Here is a 15,608-nt window from a genome sequence, read left to right as displayed (position 1 = left end):
TTATCAGAATTCGTCAGGAACAAACCGAGGATTTTCCTTGGGAAACCGGCTATCAACGCCCTGCGGCGGCAATAGGATGGTATACGGTTTGTTAAGAGCTTGACGCTATCGCTTCCCTGTTGGTTAGTCCATTATCGCGCCTCCAGATGGGGTGGGCCAGATTGGGGCGGCGCGATGGTTCGGACGTGGCGGTTGCCAGCCGATTCATTCTATAAGCGGTTGTCTATAAGCGGCCGGGTCGCAGACAGGGAACAGCCGCGTTTTTTGGTGGGCCTTTTTTCCGGAGTACCGAGATGAGGATTTTTGCAGGGGCGGCCGCTGTCGCAATGGCGATCGGTCTCACCGCGGGGATGATGGGGGCGGCGCGCGCCACGGTGGCGGCGGAGCCGAACAAGACGGCGCCGGCCACGGTCGCGCCCGCGGCGACCCAGCCGGCGGCCAAGGGTGTGCCTGAGGTCACCAAGGCGCCGGGCCCGCTGTGGTCCAAGGCCTGCACCAAGACCGATGCCGGTGCCGAGATCTGCTATGTGGAGCAGTTCGCCATCGCCACGCCGCAAAACGTCATGATGCTGCATGTCCGCCTGGGCTATATCGGGCCGGAGGGCAAGCCCCGCCTGATCCTGGCAACGCCGCTGGGCGTCCTGCTGCAGCCCGGCATCACCCTGGTGGTGGACCAGGACAAGCCGTTGACGCTACCCTTCGACGGTTGCCAGCCGGGCGGCTGCGTCGCTGCCGCCGATCTTGAGGACGGCAAGGTGCTGGACCGTTTCACCAATGGCAAGGTGCTGGCCGTGCGCTACATCAATGGCGACAAGAGCCCGATCGACATCCCCGTGCAGTTGGCCGGGCTGTCGGCGGCGCTGAAAGCCTTGCCGGCGCCGGCCAAGCACTAAGCCTGACATCCGAACTCGCCCTGACCATTCCATCGTCCTGACGAAGCGCACGAAGCCATGAGCACGCAACAGCAAAACACCATGACCGTCGAGCAGGCGCTGGGCCAGGCCCACGCCCATTGGAACGCCGGCCAGGCCGATCAGGCGGAACGCCTGTGTCAGCATGTGCTGGCCCTGTGGCCCGGCCAGTCGGACGCCCTGCACCTGATGGGCCTGATGGCCCACGCGTACGGCAACCTGGACCTGGCCATCGACCATCTGCGCCGCGCCTGCCAGGCGCCGCGCGTGCCGGCCGTCTACCTCAGCAACCTGGGTGAGATGTGCCGCCAGAAGGGCCTGCTGGCCGAGGCCGAGGTGGCGGCACGCCGCGCCGTGACCATGGACAACGCGCTGGTCGCCGGCTGGAACAACCTGGGAATCATCCTGCAGGAAGCCGGCAAGCTGGAAGACAGCCTGTCGTGCCTGGAGCGGGTGGTGGCCTTGCAGCCGAACTATGCCGAGGCGCACAACAACCTGGGCAACACCCTGAAGCGTCTGGGCCGCCTGGACCAGGCGCGCCAGCGTTATGAACAGGCCCTCAGCCTGGCGCCGGCCTATGCCGAGGCGCAGAGCAACCTGGCCAACCTGCTGAACGATCTGGGCCGCCCGGACGACGCCCTGGCCAGCGCCCGCAAGGCCATCGACCTGAACCCGCGCCTGGCCGACGCCTACATCAACGCGGCGGCGGTGGAACTGGGCCGCAACCGCAATGACGATGCGCTGCGCTGGATCGACTCGCTGCTGAGCTTCGCGCCCCTGCATGCCGGCGCCCTGACGGTGCGCGCCACCGCCCTGCGCCACCTGGACCGGCTGGATGAGGCCTTGGCCGACGCCCGCCGCGCCGTGGCCAGCCAACCCGACAATGGCGAGGCGCAGAACGTCCTGGGTGAGGTGCTGCAGGCCCTGGGCCAGCATGACGAGGCCCTGGTCGCCTTCGACAAGGCCACCAAGTCGCTGGGTTTCGCCCCGGAAAAGGCCATGATCAACCGCGGCGTCCTGCTGATGGAGCGCGGTGACAAGGACCAGGCCAAGGCCGCCTTCGACCAGGTGGTGGCGCAGTTCCCGCGTTCGGCCTCCGCCTTGTTCAACCTGTCCGACCTGCATCGCTATCAGCCGGGCGACCCGCTGGTCGGCCGCATGCAGTCCCTGCTGGAAGGCCCGGACGCGGTGCAGTCGCAGACCGACCGCACGGCCCTGAATTTCGCGCTGGGCAAGGCCTGGATGGACATCGGCGATGGCGAGCGCGCCTTCGCCTACCTGAACCAGGGCAACCGTGAGAAGCGGGCGACCTTCGTCTATGACAGCGCCGCCACCCAGCGCTGGGTCGGCGACATCGCCAAGTGTTTCCCCGCCGCCGCCTTCAAGGGCGCCAAGGCCACGACCCAGGGCAGCGACCTGGCGGTGTTCGTCCTTGGCATGCCGCGGTCCGGCACCACGCTGGTCGAACAGGTCCTGGGCAGCCACCCGCAGGTGGCCGCCGCCGGCGAGTTGCCCTTCCTGAACACGCTGGTGAACCAGGTCGGCCCCTATCCGGCTTTCATCCCGCAGCTGACGGATGAGGGCAAGGCCACCATCGGCCAGCGTTACCTGGACCAGGTCCGCACCCTGGCCGGCAACCGTCGCCGGGTGGTGGACAAGATGCCGTCGAACTTCCTGTTCGCCGGCCTGATCAACCTGGCCTTGCCGGACGCCCGCATCATCCATGTGCGCCGCGACCCGGTGGACACCTGCCTGTCCTGCTACACCAAGCTGTTCACGCGGGAACAGCTGTTCACCTACGACCTGACGGAACTGGGTGAGTTCTACCGCGCCTATGAGGCGCTGATGGATCATTGGCGCGCCGTCCTGCCGGCCGACCGCTTCATCGAGGTGCGGTACGAGGATGTGGTGGACGATCTGGAGACGGAGGCCCGCCGCCTGGTGGACTTCGTCGGCCTGGACTGGAATCCGGCCTGCCTGGACTTCCACAAGACCCAGCGGACCATCAAGACCGCCAGCCTGAACCAGGTGCGCCAGCCCATCTTCCGCAGCAGCCTGGGCCGCTGGAAGCCGTACGCGGCCCAGCTGACCCCGCTGCTGGCGGCGTTGGGCATCGACCCCAATGCCCCGGACGCGCCGGTGGCCAAGCCGGCCGCCAAGGTTGCCGCGCCCAAGGCCGCGCCGAAGAAGGCCAAGGCGGCCCCCGCCGCCGAAGCGGCACCGGTCGAGGCACCGAAGGTTGAGGCCCCCAAGGCTGAACCGAAGAAGGCCGCCCCGAAGAAGGCCAAGGCCGAAGCCGCCCCCGTGGCGGCCCCGGTCGAAGCGCCGGTGGCTGAGGCGGCCAAGCCCGCCCGCAGCCGCCGCAAGCCGGCCGCCAGCTGACGGGGGCGGTCGTCATGGATATCAAGGATCTTGAGGCACAAGTCCGCCCCATGCTGATCGCGGGGCGGGGGGCCGAGGTCGAGGCCATGGTCCGCCCGCTGCTGGCCAGCGGCACCGGTCCGGTGACGTTGTGGGCCCTGCTGGCCCAGTCCCTGCGCGTGCAGGGACGGGTGCTGGAGGCCAAGCCCATCCAGGAGATGCTGGTGGATGCCCTGCCGGGGCACCTGTCCACCCGCTTCGACCTGGCGGAAACCCTGTTGTTGCTGGGTGAGTTCGACCGGGGTTGGCGTGAATACGCCTACCGCTACAGCCTGGCCCACACCACGCGCATCGAGCGCAAGGTGCAGCGGCCGCGCTGGGACGGGCGGGCCATTCCCGGCAAGACCCTGCTGATCCATGATGAGCAGGGTTATGGCGACACCTTCCAGTTCATGCGCATGGTCGCGTGGGCGAAGGAGAAGAGCCAGGCCAACGTGGTGCTGGAAATCAATCATGAGACGGCCAGCCTGGCCCGCCGCATGAAGGGTTTCGATGCCATCACCCTGCGCGGCGAACTGCCGCCCCATTTCGACGTCCACGCCGAAATGATGAGCCTGCCCATGATCATGGGCCTGCAGGTCAGCCAGTTGCCGGGCGAGCCCATGCCCTACCTGTCGGCGCTACCCGACCGGCGGGACCATTGGCGCAAGCGCCTGTCGCAATACCAGGGCCTGAAGGTGGCCTTCCTCTGGGCCGGCCGCCCGACGCACTTCAACGACGCCAACCGGTCCATGGGGCTGGAGATGCTGGCGCCGCTGGCGCAGGACGGGGTCACCCTGTTCTCGGTGCAGAAGGGCCCGAAGGAGGAGCAGGCGCTGAATCCGCCGGTGGCATTGGGCAAGCATGTCGTCAGCCTCAGCCCCGAGATCAAGGATTTCGAGGATACGGCCGCCATCCTGATGGAGGTCGACCTGTTGATCTCCATCGACAGCTCGCCCGTGCATCTGGCGGGCGCCCTGGGCCGGCCGGCCTGGGTGATGCTGCCCCTGCTGCCGGACTGGCGCTGGTTGCAGGGCCGTGACGACACGCCGTGGTATCCGTCTGTCCGCCTGTTCCGGCAGACGGAATGGGGCCAGTGGGGACCGGTCATCGACCGTATCGCCAAGGCCCTGGCCGACTTGAAGGCCACGAAGAAGTGAGGCGGCGGGCCGTCCAGGCCCTGCTGCTGACCCTGGCGCTGGGGGCCCTCGGGCCCCTGGCCGCCTGCTCCGGCCTGTCCAAGCTCTACGGCCGCCAGGAACGGGGGCCGGAGGTGGCCCAGGCCGGCGGCTGGTCCTGGGATTACCTGTCCGCCGGCGCCTTCGACCTGGCGACGGCGATGAAGCCCGGCGCGGCGGCCACAGGGCCCGACGCCGTGCTGACCGTCTATATCGAGGGCGACGGCCTGGCCTACCTGACGCCGACATCGCCGGCGGCCGATCCCACGCCCACCGATCCCCTGGCCCTGCGCCTGGCGCAGCAGCATCCGGGGGCAGGCCCCGTGGCCTATCTGGCCCGGCCCTGCCAGTACGTGATGCCCACCCGTGGCCGCACCTGCCAGGTGGATTACTGGACCAAGGCCCGCTTCGCGCCCGAGGTGGTGGACAGCGCTTCGGCGGCGCTGGACCAGCTGAAGGCGCGGAGCCATGCCGGCCGCCTGGTGCTGGTGGGGTATTCCGGCGGCGGCGGCCTGGTGGCCCTGCTGGCCGAACGCCGGGCGGACGTGGTCGGCCTAGTCACGGTCGCCGGCAACCTGGATGTGGGCCTGTGGGTCCAGACCCTGGAACTGGCGCCCCTGTCGGCCTCGCTGGACCCGGTGACCGACGCCGCCAAGCTGTCCCGCCTGCCACAGGTGCATTTCAACGGTGCCAATGACAAGGTGATCGACGGCGCCATCGCCCGTTCCTTCGTCGCCCACCAGCCGCAGCCCGCCTCGGCCCGCATCGTCACCGTGCCCGGCCAGGACCACAATTGCTGCTGGGCCAAGGCCTGGCCCGACCTGTCGCGCCGGGCGGAGCTGAAGGCGATACCGGGGTGGTTGCCGTAATGGGCGCGCTATTGATGCGCTAGAATAACAGCCTATATATGATCCACAGATCGGTTTTCTCCGATATAATGGATCAAATGTTATTCACTGATTTCACCTCACCCGCCGACACCTGCAAGGCGATCGCGGCCCGGGCCCGTGAGGCCCGGTTGGCCGCCAACCTCAGCCAGGAGGGATTGGCGGAAAGGGCTGGTGTCAGCCTGGGCAGCCTGAAGCGGTTCGAACGCCTGGGCGCCGGCTCCCTGGACCTGGTGGTGCGCGTCGCCATCGCCTTGCGCCAAGAGGCGGCGTTCGAAGATCTGTTCAAGCCGCCCAAGTTCACCTCGCTGGATGCGATGATCGCGCAGCCGCAGAGGCGGGCGCGGGGGACGAACAAATAATGAAATTCCGACCCATCACGCTGCTTCGGGTGGAAATGGGGGGGCACCTGGTCGGCCGCCTGGCATGGCGGGATCGTGCGGCCTGGTTCGAATATGACCAGGCTTTCCTGAGCCAAGGGTTTGAAGTGTCGCCATTCCGCCTGCGCCTCGGTCCTGGTGTCATGGAGGGGCCGCGTGAGGTGTTCGACCGCTTGCATGGGCTTTTCAACGACAGTTTGCCCGACGGCTGGGGGCGCCTGCTGATGGACCGCAAGCTGCACCAGGTCGGCGTCCAGCCTGGCCGGTTGACGCCGCTTGACCGGCTGGCCTGGGTTGGAACGCGGGGCATGGGGGCGCTTACCTATGTGCCGGAGCATCCCGTCCTGGCGGCGGATGCGGGGAACGACGTCGATCTCGACCGCCTGGCCGGGGAATCCCGATTGGTGCTGGCGGACGATCCGGTGGCCGTGCTGGATGAACTGCTGCGGATCGGCGGCTCACCCCAAGGTGCCCGCCCCAAGGCTCTGGTCGGTTGCTCGCCGGCCGGCACGCGATTGATCCATGGCGTGGACGACCTGCCGGACGCCTATGAACATTGGATCGTCAAATTCCGAGGGGTGGGGGATCCACCCGATGTCGGTGCCATTGAACAGGCCTACACTGGCATGGCGCGGCAGGCGGGCATCGCCATGCCGCCGACCCGCCTGTTTCCATCCACCACGGGGCCGGGGCATTTCGGTATCAGGCGCTTTGATCGTGTCGGCAACCGGCGTGTGCATATGCACACCCTGAGTGGCCTGCTGAACATCGATCATCGCCTGCCCAGCGTCGGATATGACGGCCTGCTGAAGGCGACCCGCAGCCTGACGCGGCGTCAGGCGGACGTTGAACAGATGTTCGCTCGCATGGTCTTCAATGTCCTGGCCTGGAACCGTGACGACCATACCAAGAACCACAGCTTCCTTATGGCCGCCGATGGCACCTGGTCGGTGTCCCCAGCGTATGACATCACGTTTTCGTCCGGGCCGGGCGGGGAACACGCGCTGGACATCGCGCGTGAAGGACGCGAGCCTGGCATTGATCACATCCTGCGCGTCGCCGGCGATGTGGGCGTGCGCCGGGATGTCGCTTTGGCGTGTGTCGATCAGGTGAAGGCCGCCATTGACCGTTGGCCGCAGCTGGCCTCGGAAGCCGGTGTTTCGGCGACATCCGCCGCCGAGGTCGGGCGGCGGATCCGGCCATTCACGTCGCGGATTTGATCGCCGGCTTGCGCCCCCGCGCGAACAGTTCGCCCATGCGCCAGTGCAGGTTGGCGTGGGTCGGGTCGTTGGCCCATTCGTGCCAGCCGGAATGGCGGCGGAACTGGCCCAGCAGGCCGCTGGCCACGATGGTGGCGGCGTCCACGGTCACCGGCGCGTCGCAGTTGGGCGCCACGTAGAGGGCGTCGGCCTCGCAATAAAGCTCGCACAGGAAACAGGTCTGGCAGTCGTCCTGCCTCGCGATCACGGGAGGCCCCGCCGGCGCGGCGTCGAAGACGTTGGTGGGGCAGGCCTGGACGCAAGCATTGCAGCCGGTGCAGCGGTCCTGGATCACCAGTTCGATCATGATGGCGTTCCCCTCAGGCCACAGCGGCCTGGGCCAGACCCGCGTCGGCGGCGACCCAGGTCCGGTCCAGGCCGCCGGACAACAGGCGGTGGCTGAGCGTGGCGTCCAGGGCCGGCGCGTCCTCCCGCCGGTGCAGGCCCCGGCTTTCGCCGCGGGCCAGGGCCGTGGCGGTAGTCCAGCGGGCGCAGGCCACCAGGGCGGCGGCCTCGCGCGCCCGCACCCGGGTGGTGACGTCGGTACCGGGGGTCAGCCGGTCGCGCGCCTCGCGCCACAGGGCGTCCAGCGTGTCGAGCGAGCGGGTCAGAACGGGCGCGCGGCGGAACAGGATCTTGTCATAGGGCAGCATTTCGGCCTGTACGCCTTGGGTCAGGTGGTGGGTGAGGGCGGCGCCGTCGCCGCCGGCCGTCCTGGGGCGGATGCCGGCACCACCGATGGCGTCGGCCGCCTCACCCGCGCGGCGGCCCTGGATGCGAGCCGTGCTGGCGGCGGCATGGCCGGACCAGGTGCCGGACGACAGCGCCCAGGCTGAATTCTGCGCCCCGCCGCCCGAGACGGCGCCGGCGATCAGTTCGCGGGTGGCCGCGTCGCCGGCGGCGTAGAGGCCGGGCACGTCGGTCTGGCAATCGTCGTCGGCCAGACGCAGGCCGCCGGTGCCTCGCACCGTGCCCTCGCCATGCAGGGTGATGGCGAAGCGCTGGGTGAAGGGGTCGATGCCCTGGCGTTGGAAGGGCAGCAGGATGGCCGGCTGGATCTGAGGCAAGATCGCCCGCAGGTCCGGCGGCATGCGCGCCAGCGTGGCGTAGACCGGCCCGGCCAGCAGGGCGCGGGCCAAGGGCAAGGTCACATCCGTATCCGGCCCGGTGTCGATCTGCCGTCCGTCGGCATCGAAATAGTCGGCGAAGGCGTAGGAGGCGGAGCGGGTCTGGGTGGAGTGCCGCTCCGCCACCGTGTGGTATGTGGAAAACTCCATGCCCGACAGCCGGGCGCCGGCCTCCGCCGCCATCAGATGACCGTCGCCGGTGTTGTTGCGGCTGCCCAGCAGCTTGGACAGGAAGGCGCAGCCGCCGGTGGCCAGCACCACCCCGCCGGCGCGCACGGTCCAGTCCTGGCCCGCCGGCGGGTTCACCTGGCGGCGCAGGCCCCGGGCACCCGCCACCGATCCGTCGGCGTGCAGCAGCAGTTCCAGGGCGGGGCTATGGTCCAGGATGCGCACGCCCGCCGCCTCGGCATAACGGCGCAGGGCCCGCAGGTATTCCGGCCCGCGCAGCGACTGGTAGTGCGGCACGCCATCGGTGGTGATGGAATGCTGATAATAATCGGCCAGGGTGGGCAGGGTGCGCCAGGTGGTGTCGATGATGCGCGCCATCCAGCGCGGATCGGCCAGGCCCAGGGCGCGATTGTTGCGCTCGCTCACCGCCTGGGCCCGCTTCTCCGGGTCGGGCGGCACCCACCAGTGGTTGGGCCCGGCGGTGGCGGTGACGCCACTGGTGCCGCAATAGCCCTTGTCGGCCAGGATGGTATCGGCACCCGCCTGCGCGGCGGCGATGGCGGCCCAGCACCCGGCCAGGCCGCCGCCGATGATCAGCACGTCGGTTTCCAGTTGAAGCGACATCGACGTCCGGTCTTTCAGCGCAAGGGGAAGCCCAGATCCACCAGGATCTGGCGCAGGCGATGGCGGCCGGTCAGGGCGGCGGGCCCGCGCACCCGATTGACCACCGTGTCGCTCCAGTCCGGGGCGGTGATGCCTTGCGCCGTGTAAAAGGCGCGGACATGGCCGTCATAGGCGGTGATGGCCGGCCATTGGTCCTGCGTGCCATAGCGGTCATGGTGCAGCACCACGCCCTGCGGCAGGCGCGGCTTGACCCCCGTCGCCTTGGCCGGGTCGGGATAACCCACGCACAGGCCGAACAGGGGCAGCACCTTGGGCGGCAGGTTCAGTTCCGCCACCACTTCCTCCGTCCGGTTGCGCAGGGCGCCGATGTAGACGGTGCCCAGGCCCAGCGATTCCGCCGCCACCACCGCGTTTTGCGCCGCCATGGTGGCGTCGGTCACGCCGACGATCAGGGTTTCCAGATAGTCCAACCCCTCCGCCTCGCCCGCCCGGGCCTTGCCCAGCGCGTCCAGGCGCGACAGGTCGGCCAGCCAGATCAGGAACAGGGGCGCCTGTTCGATGTGCGCCTGGTTCTGCGATAGGGCGGCGAACCTGGCCTTGCGCGCCGGGTCGGTGACCGCCACCACGCTCCAGGCCTGCAAGTTGCTGGAGGTGGGGGCCGATTGTGCCGCCGCCACCAGGGTCTCCAGCGTGCCCTCGGGCAGCGGATCGGGGCGATAGGCCCGCACCGACTTGTGCGACAGCAGGCCGGTCAGCACCTCATTCCACTGGTCGGGGCCCAGTTCGTCGGCATCCAGCGGCAGGTCGGCGGCATAACGGCGGGCCAGCAGGCTTGCCGCCGGGTGCGATTGGGTTTCCACCCGAGGGCGGAAGGCGGGGACGATGGCGGCGAGCGTCATGGGTCATCTCCTTCAGGGCTGGGTATCAGGGGCTGAGCGTGAAGCTGCGGTCGTAGGTCTGGGCGACCTCCACCCGGCGGGGGATGACACCCGCCTCGAAATACAGATCGGCCACGGCCTGGTGGGTGGCGATGGCGGCGTCGGTCACGGCGGGCAGCACCGCCACCTCATGGCGGCTGAAGGTCAGGGTCGCCACCTCGATGGGGGTGCCGGTGTCGCGGGCGTAGGCCTCCGCCTGTTCTTGTCTGTGGGTTTCCGCCCATTGATAGGCGCGGCGGACGCGGCCGATGAAGTCAACCAGCTGGGTCCGCTTGGCGGCGATGACGCCATCGCTGGCGACACCACACTCAACCTCGCTCACCACGCCCTTACCGTTCACCAGGATGCGCATGTGGTCCTGCAACTGGGCGGCGGCGACGTACGGGTCCCAGATGGCCCAGGCGTCGATGGACCCGCTGCCCAGCGCCGCCTTGGCATCGGCCGCCGACAGATAGACCAGCGTGACATCGGATAGCGGCACGCCCGCCTGCTTCAAGGCCGCCACCACCAGCAGGTGCCCCGGCGACCCCCGCACCAGGCCGATGCGGTGGCCCCGCAAATCGGCGGCGATGCGGTAAGGGGCGGCCTCCGGCACCACGATGGCGCTGCCCCCTTGGCCGAACTCCCAGACGTTGATGGTCTTCAGCCGGGCGCCGGCCGCCAGGGCGAAGGTGGTGGTGGCGTCGCCGACATAGCCGAAGTCGATGGCGTCGGCGTTCAAGGCCTCAACCAGCGGCGCCCCCACCGGAAACAGGGCCCATTCGATGCGATAGGGCACGTTCTCAAGCTCGCCGGCGGCCTTCAGCAGCACCTGGACGGCACCCCGCTGGTCGCCCACGCGCAAAGGCGCCAGGTCGGCGGCATGTGCGCCGCCGACCCATAAGGACAGGGCGGCGGCGGCGAGTGCTGCCAGGCGTTTAAAGGTCCGCATGGTGGGCCTGGTCGGCGATCAGCACGCGTTCCACCACGCGGGGGAAGTCGCCGTAGTTGCGCACGGCGTAATGCACGGCGGCGCGGTTGTCCCAGAAGGCGACGGAATTTGGCCGCCACTGGAACCGCACCTGGTATTCCGGGCGCTTGTACTGGTTCAGGATGATGGCCAGCAGTTCGCGGCTTTCCGCCAGTTCCAGGCCCAGTATCTGCGGCTTTTGCGAGTAGTTGACCCACAGGATGGTGGCGCCCGTCTCCGGATGGCGGCGGGCCACCGGGTGGGCCACGATGGGATAGTCCTTCCCCACCTTGTTCAGGGCGTCGCGGAAGTCGTGGGTGACGTGCAGGCCATCCAGCCGGCGCTTCACGTCCTCGGGCAGGCCGTTGTACGCGGCCTCCGCATCCACCCAGATGGTGTCGCCGCCAACCTCGGGTATGGTCACGCCGCGCAGCACGGCCCCCCAGGCCGGCACCAGGCGCCAGCTGGTATCGGTGTGGAACTTCTCCTCATGCGTGGTGTCGACCCGGCCGGCCTTGGCCGCCGCCTCGCGCTTGGCCTGTTCATGCTTGGCGAACTCGGCCGCCGTGATCCCGTGGATCTGGGGATGGCCATCCACCCCGGCGGTGGTGGGGTGGGTGTAGATGGGGCCGAAGCGCCGGGCGAACACCAGCTGCTGGTCGCGGGTGATGTCCTGGTCGCGGAAGAACACCACCTTGTGCCGCAGCACGGCGGCCCTGATGGCGTCGCGCGCGGCATCGTCCAGGGGTTGGCTCAAATCCACGCCGCTGATTTCCGCCCCGATGGTGGGTTGCAGCGGGCGGATGGCCAACGCGCCGTCCTGGCTGTTGGTCACGGTCTGCTTCAGGCTGATCACGCTCATGTCATGTCTCCAGGCCAAGGGAAGGGCGTTCACGGGACAAGGGGCTGCCGTGGGCACCAAGGGGTGGGATGAAAGGCTGGCCGGCTGGAAGTATAGCGCGGGGTGTTCAACCAAAAATTTTAGAAATAATGCTGAATGACTTTTGCCCGGCGCATGCATTGGGGCTCACAAGTTCGGACGTCAGAACTTCACGCCCACGCGGGTGTAGTAATAGCCGCCGGTGATGCCGAAGGGGGAGAATAGGCCGTACTTGTTCAGGCCGGTCTTGGCGTCGACGATGCCGATGGTGTCGGGATAGACGTCGAACAGGTTGTTGGCGCCGACGCTGAGGCTGACGCGGTCTGTCACGTCCACGCCGACGTCCAGGTCGGTGATCCACTTGGCGCTGTAGGTGCGGTCGTTGGCGGCCACGGTGCCGGCCTCGGTATAGCTGCCATAGCGGGTCAGGCGCGTGCCGACATGCAGGCGGTCCCAGTGCCAGTCGGCGGAGAAGATGGCCTTGCCGCGTGGCGTGCCGTCGGTCAGATCGGCCTGTTTCTGCCGGTCGAACAGGGCGTAGCCCAGGGATGACAGCTGGGTCGGCGTGGGTTTCAAGCTGGTGATGTAGGTGCGGTTCCAGCTATAGGCCGCGCCCAGGCGCAGGTCGCCGGCCTGGTCCAAATCCACCAAATAATGGGCGACGGCATCCATGCCGTCCGTCCGGGTATCGGCGGCGTTGGTGTAATACTGCGCCGACAGGCCGGGCGCGAAGCCGGCGGCCTGCAGCACGGACGACACCGCCGTCCCGGTCAGCAATCCGGTTTCCACGATGCGGTCGGTGATGTCGATGCGATAGGCGTCCAATGTGAATTCCAGGCCGTGCACCGGTTCAGCCGTGAACCCCACGCTGTAGTTGGTGGATTTCTCCGGCGTCAGCGGCGTGGCGCCCAGGGCCTTGGCCTCGCCCGAGGTGGCGGGCAGCACCTTGACCGGCAGGGTGATGTAGTTGCCGGCCGCGTCCACCGTGCCGGTGAAGGTGGAGGATGCGAAGATGCTCTGCGCCAGCGAGGGCGCGCGGAAGCCGTTGCTGACCGTGCCGCGCAGGGCGTAGCCGGGGGCGATCTCATACCGCGTGGCCAGCTTGCCGCTGGCGGTGTCGCCCACGTCGCCGCTGTAATGTTCCACCCGGCCGGCGGCATCCACCGACCAGGCGGGGGTCAGGTTGGTGGACAGGTCGATATACGCCGCCCCGTTGTTGCGGGCGATGGCGCCGCTGTCGGCCGGCGAGGTGCCGCTGTAGGAGGCCAGGCCCGGCTGCGGATGCTGGCCGGCGTAATATCCCGTGGGGATGACGTAGTTGCCGATGGCGTAGCTGGCGGGGTCGCCGGGGTCGATCTCATACCGCTCGTACCGGTGTTCCAGGCCCCAGGCCAGGGTGACGGGGGCGGAGAGGCCCACATCCAGGGGACGGCTGACATCCAGGTCGGTGGTCACCTGGTCGAAGATCTGGTCGGCCAGGTGGAAGTAGGTTGGGCTGTCGGGGCCCAGCGTGGCGTTCAGCGTGTTCTCGCCGTCCAGCTTGGCGTCGTCGCGGCCGTAGGTGGTGCTGAGGTCCCAGGCCCAGGGGCCGATGGTGCCACGGCCGCCCACCGTGGCCTGGAAGTCGGTCTCGTAGATGCGGCGCAGGGCGTTGAAGCCGTCGGGGTAGATCTCCGGCAGGGAGTTGATGTTGTTGGGCAGGAAGCTGCCGGTGTTCTTGCGCGACCGCCGCTTTGAGACGGTGGAAAAGGAATACAGCGTGACGTCGTCGCCCACCGGCAGTTCGGCGTTGTACGACCCGCTGTAGATGGTTTCCTGTCCCGGGCCGTAGCCGCCGCCGTAGAAGGTGCGGTCGGCCGTGGCCTCACGCGGGTCGGGCTGGCCGTTGGCCAGGGGGTTGTACAGCCGGGCGACGCTGGTGGGCGCGGCGCGGCTGGCCGACTGATTGTCCTTGTAGTCGGCGGCCAGGTTGACGAAACCCTGTTGCGGCAGGTCGAAGCCATAGTCCGCGGCCACGTGCTTGGTGAAGCCGTCGCCGCCGTAGTTCTGGCCCAGGCTGCTTTCCACCGATCCGCTGTCGCCACCCTCCTTCAGGATGACGTTGATGACGCCGGCGATGGCGTCCGACCCGTACTGGGCGGCGGCCCCATCGCGCAGCACCTCGATATGGTCGATGGAGGCGACAGGGATCAGGTCCAGATCCACCGGCACGCCGCCATTGGCGATGCGTGCCAGGTTGTTGATCAGGGCGGTGTTGTGCCGGCGCTTGCCATTGACCAGGACCAGCACCTGGTCGCCGTTCAGGCCGCGCATGGTGGTGGAACGCACGGTCCACGACGTGCCGCCGCCGTTGACGCCGGGCAGGTTGAAGGACGGCACCAGCTCGTTCAGCAGTTCCTTCAGGCCGACCTTGCCGGTGGCCGCCAGCTGGTCCGCCCCCACCACATCGATCGGGCTGGGGCTGTCGATGGCGGCCTTGCGTTCGCCACCGCGCAGGCCGGTCACCACCAACTCATCCACCGGGGCGGTATCGGGGGCCGCGGCGTCGGTGACGGGTGCCGGCTGGTCGGCGGCCTGGGCCGCCATCGGCAGGACCAGGGCGGTCGCCAGCAGCAGGGCCCGGTGCCGGCGGTGAATGAACGTGGCGCGCATGTAAATCCCTTCGTCCCAATCTTTCGGGGCGGCATCCGCCTGTTTCCCGGACCGGGCTTCTTTGCTGTGGAATGATGTGGCCGGGTTTTTAGACAGGACGGTGGGATGGGCCGTAAATTGACTTATCCTTGAGTAACTTATGAGATGGCCGAATTTTGGCGCATCCGGCTTATGGCTTCGGATGCAGGGCGAAATGGCAATCCAGCCCACGCCTTGAATTAAAAACACAAAATTTAACTGCTAAATAATGAGCTATGCGATATATTGTACATCGATATGTTGCAGAGTCAGGTTGCCGCAGGCATCACCCGCGTGTGTAAATATGGCTAACGAGAAACCTCAGGACAGCGGAGGACGATCCCCGTGCCCCCCAATCTGCCCACCGAGTTGCTGCGCACCTTTGTCGCCATCGTGGATGCCGGCACCTTGCAAAAGGCGACGGAGCGCATCTTCCTGACCCAGTCGGCCCTCAGCCTGCAGATCAAGCGGCTGGAGGATTTGCTGCAGACCCAGCTGTTCCTGCGTGAAGGTCGCCGCCTGACCCTGGCGCCGGCCGGCGTGACCCTGTTGGGTTTCGCGCGCAAGATCCTGGACATGAATGAACAGGCGGTCAGTGCCGTCACCGCCGGGGCCTTCGCCGGACCTGTGCGCGTGGGCATGGTGCAGGACATGACCGACACGCTGCTGACCGGCGTGCTGGCCAGCTATGCCCAGATCCATCCCAAGGCGCAGTTGCACGCCCGCATCGCCGGCACGGCGGAACTGCTGGACCAGTTGACCACCGACAAACTGGACGTGGTGGCGGGCTTCGGCCCGGCCGGCGACCCCAACGGGGTGCTGACGGCGGCGGTGCGCTGGATGGGCAATCCGGAACTGCTGGCGGCCGACGTGCTGCCGCTGGTGGTGCTGGAAACGCCCTGCCGCTTCCGCGAGGCGGCGATCAGCGCCCTGGATCGCATCGGCCGGCCCTACCGCATCGTGGTGGAAACCCCCAACCTGTCCAGCCTGCGGGCCGCCGTGCGGGCCGGCCTGGGCCTGACCTGCCGCGCCATGGCCTTCGACCCGCTGCCGCCCCTGCCGGCCGATGTGCTGCCACCCTTGGCGCCGGTCAGTGTCATCCTGGCCCATCGTCCCAACCCGACGGAATCCATCGCCAGCCTGATCGACCTGGTGCGCCAGGCCGTGGCGGACCAGGAGGAGGGGGAAGAGGAAGAGCCCCAGGCGGACGCGGCGTGATTGACGTTCCCCTCGCCCC

Annotated in this window: 13 protein-coding genes; 7 read left to right on the top strand and 6 right to left on the bottom strand. The window is 68.2% G+C overall.

Annotation, left to right across the window (positions count from 1 at the left end):
• Positions 1 to 326 precede the first annotated feature (326 nt).
• The 6 genes from PW843_25390 to PW843_25365 all read left to right on the top strand — a co-directional run bounded on the left by PW843_25390 (position 327) and on the right by PW843_25365 (position 6,976).
• Positions 327 to 893 (top strand): invasion associated locus B family protein, encoded by a 567-nt coding sequence (locus tag PW843_25390; GenBank protein ID MDE1149899.1) that lies wholly within the window; start codon positions 327 to 329, stop codon positions 891 to 893.
• Positions 894 to 950: 57 nt separating this feature from the next.
• The gene (locus PW843_25385; protein MDE1149898.1) at positions 951 to 3,293 is read left to right on the top strand and encodes a sulfotransferase; all 2,343 of its coding nucleotides are present in this window, start codon (positions 951 to 953) and stop codon (positions 3,291 to 3,293) included.
• A gap of 14 nt (positions 3,294 to 3,307) precedes the next feature.
• Positions 3,308 to 4,471, top strand: coding sequence for a glycosyltransferase family 9 protein (locus tag PW843_25380; protein ID MDE1149897.1), 1,164 nt, complete (start codon positions 3,308 to 3,310; stop codon positions 4,469 to 4,471).
• Positions 4,468 to 5,358 carry an alpha/beta hydrolase gene (locus PW843_25375; protein MDE1149896.1) on the top strand — a complete coding sequence of 297 codons (891 nt, stop codon included), beginning with the start codon at positions 4,468 to 4,470 and terminating at the stop codon, positions 5,356 to 5,358. Before PW843_25380 ends, PW843_25375 begins: the two co-directional genes overlap by 4 nt.
• 77 nt (positions 5,359 to 5,435) lie before the next feature.
• Positions 5,436 to 5,738 (top strand): helix-turn-helix transcriptional regulator, encoded by a 303-nt coding sequence (locus PW843_25370; protein ID MDE1149895.1) that lies wholly within the window; start codon positions 5,436 to 5,438, stop codon positions 5,736 to 5,738.
• A 35-nt stretch (positions 5,739 to 5,773) separates the two neighbouring features.
• A complete protein-coding gene (locus PW843_25365; GenBank protein ID MDE1149894.1) occupies positions 5,774 to 6,976 on the top strand; it encodes a type II toxin-antitoxin system HipA family toxin in 1,203 nt (400 codons plus the stop codon).
• Here PW843_25365 and PW843_25360 read toward each other — a convergent pair.
• The 6 genes from PW843_25360 to PW843_25335 all read right to left on the bottom strand — a co-directional run bounded on the left by PW843_25360 (position 6,960) and on the right by PW843_25335 (position 14,353).
• Complete coding sequence (locus PW843_25360; GenBank protein MDE1149893.1) at positions 6,960 to 7,322, bottom strand: ferredoxin family protein; 363 nt, start codon at positions 7,320 to 7,322, stop codon at positions 6,960 to 6,962. The genes PW843_25365 and PW843_25360 overlap by 17 nt on opposite strands.
• A gap of 13 nt (positions 7,323 to 7,335) precedes the next feature.
• A complete protein-coding gene (locus tag PW843_25355) occupies positions 7,336 to 8,934 on the bottom strand; it encodes an FAD-binding protein (GenBank protein MDE1149892.1) in 1,599 nt (532 codons plus the stop codon).
• Positions 8,935 to 8,948: 14 nt separating this feature from the next.
• Positions 8,949 to 9,833, bottom strand: a complete 885-nt coding sequence (locus PW843_25350; GenBank protein MDE1149891.1) for an NADPH-dependent oxidoreductase — start codon at positions 9,831 to 9,833, stop codon at positions 8,949 to 8,951.
• 25 nt (positions 9,834 to 9,858) lie between these two features.
• On the bottom strand, positions 9,859 to 10,803 hold the full coding sequence (locus PW843_25345; GenBank protein MDE1149890.1) for an ABC transporter substrate-binding protein: 945 nt from the start codon (positions 10,801 to 10,803) through the stop codon (positions 9,859 to 9,861).
• Positions 10,790 to 11,683: a TauD/TfdA family dioxygenase gene (locus PW843_25340; GenBank protein ID MDE1149889.1), complete on the bottom strand. Its 894-nt coding sequence runs from the start codon at positions 11,681 to 11,683 to the stop codon at positions 10,790 to 10,792. Before PW843_25340 ends, PW843_25345 begins: the two co-directional genes overlap by 14 nt.
• Before the next feature lie 180 nt (positions 11,684 to 11,863).
• Positions 11,864 to 14,353, bottom strand: a complete 2,490-nt coding sequence (locus tag PW843_25335) for a TonB-dependent receptor (GenBank protein ID MDE1149888.1) — start codon at positions 14,351 to 14,353, stop codon at positions 11,864 to 11,866.
• 363 nt (positions 14,354 to 14,716) lie between these two features.
• Between PW843_25335 and PW843_25330 the strand changes: the two genes are divergently transcribed.
• Complete coding sequence (locus PW843_25330) at positions 14,717 to 15,589, top strand: LysR substrate-binding domain-containing protein (GenBank protein MDE1149887.1); 873 nt, start codon at positions 14,717 to 14,719, stop codon at positions 15,587 to 15,589.
• Positions 15,590 to 15,608: the final 19 nt, after the last annotated feature.

It is taken from the genome of Azospirillaceae bacterium (genome assembly GCA_028283825.1).
GTDB lineage: Bacteria > Pseudomonadota > Alphaproteobacteria > Azospirillales > Azospirillaceae > Nitrospirillum.
This window is presented reverse-complemented; position numbering and strand designations above follow the sequence as displayed.

What these genes read in the sequence shown, in the direction of transcription:
- PW843_25360 (MDE1149893.1), bottom strand. Translation starts at nt 7,322, where the DNA reads ATGATCGAACTGGTGATCCAGGACCGCTGCACCGGCTGCAATGCTTGC.
- PW843_25335 (MDE1149888.1), bottom strand. Translation starts at nt 14,353, where the DNA reads ATGCGCGCCACGTTCATTCACCGCCGGCACCGGGCCCTGCTGCTGGCG.
- PW843_25380 (MDE1149897.1), top strand. Translation starts at nt 3,308, where the DNA reads ATGGATATCAAGGATCTTGAGGCACAAGTCCGCCCCATGCTGATCGCG.
- PW843_25355 (MDE1149892.1), bottom strand. Translation starts at nt 8,934, where the DNA reads ATGTCGCTTCAACTGGAAACCGACGTGCTGATCATCGGCGGCGGCCTG.
- PW843_25340 (MDE1149889.1), bottom strand. Translation starts at nt 11,683, where the DNA reads ATGAGCGTGATCAGCCTGAAGCAGACCGTGACCAACAGCCAGGACGGC.
- PW843_25370 (MDE1149895.1), top strand. Translation starts at nt 5,436, where the DNA reads ATGTTATTCACTGATTTCACCTCACCCGCCGACACCTGCAAGGCGATC.
- PW843_25390 (MDE1149899.1), top strand. Translation starts at nt 327, where the DNA reads ATGGCGATCGGTCTCACCGCGGGGATGATGGGGGCGGCGCGCGCCACG.
- PW843_25385 (MDE1149898.1), top strand. Translation starts at nt 951, where the DNA reads ATGAGCACGCAACAGCAAAACACCATGACCGTCGAGCAGGCGCTGGGC.
- PW843_25345 (MDE1149890.1), bottom strand. Translation starts at nt 10,803, where the DNA reads ATGCGGACCTTTAAACGCCTGGCAGCACTCGCCGCCGCCGCCCTGTCC.
- PW843_25365 (MDE1149894.1), top strand. Translation starts at nt 5,774, where the DNA reads ATGGGGGGGCACCTGGTCGGCCGCCTGGCATGGCGGGATCGTGCGGCC.
- PW843_25350 (MDE1149891.1), bottom strand. Translation starts at nt 9,833, where the DNA reads ATGACGCTCGCCGCCATCGTCCCCGCCTTCCGCCCTCGGGTGGAAACC.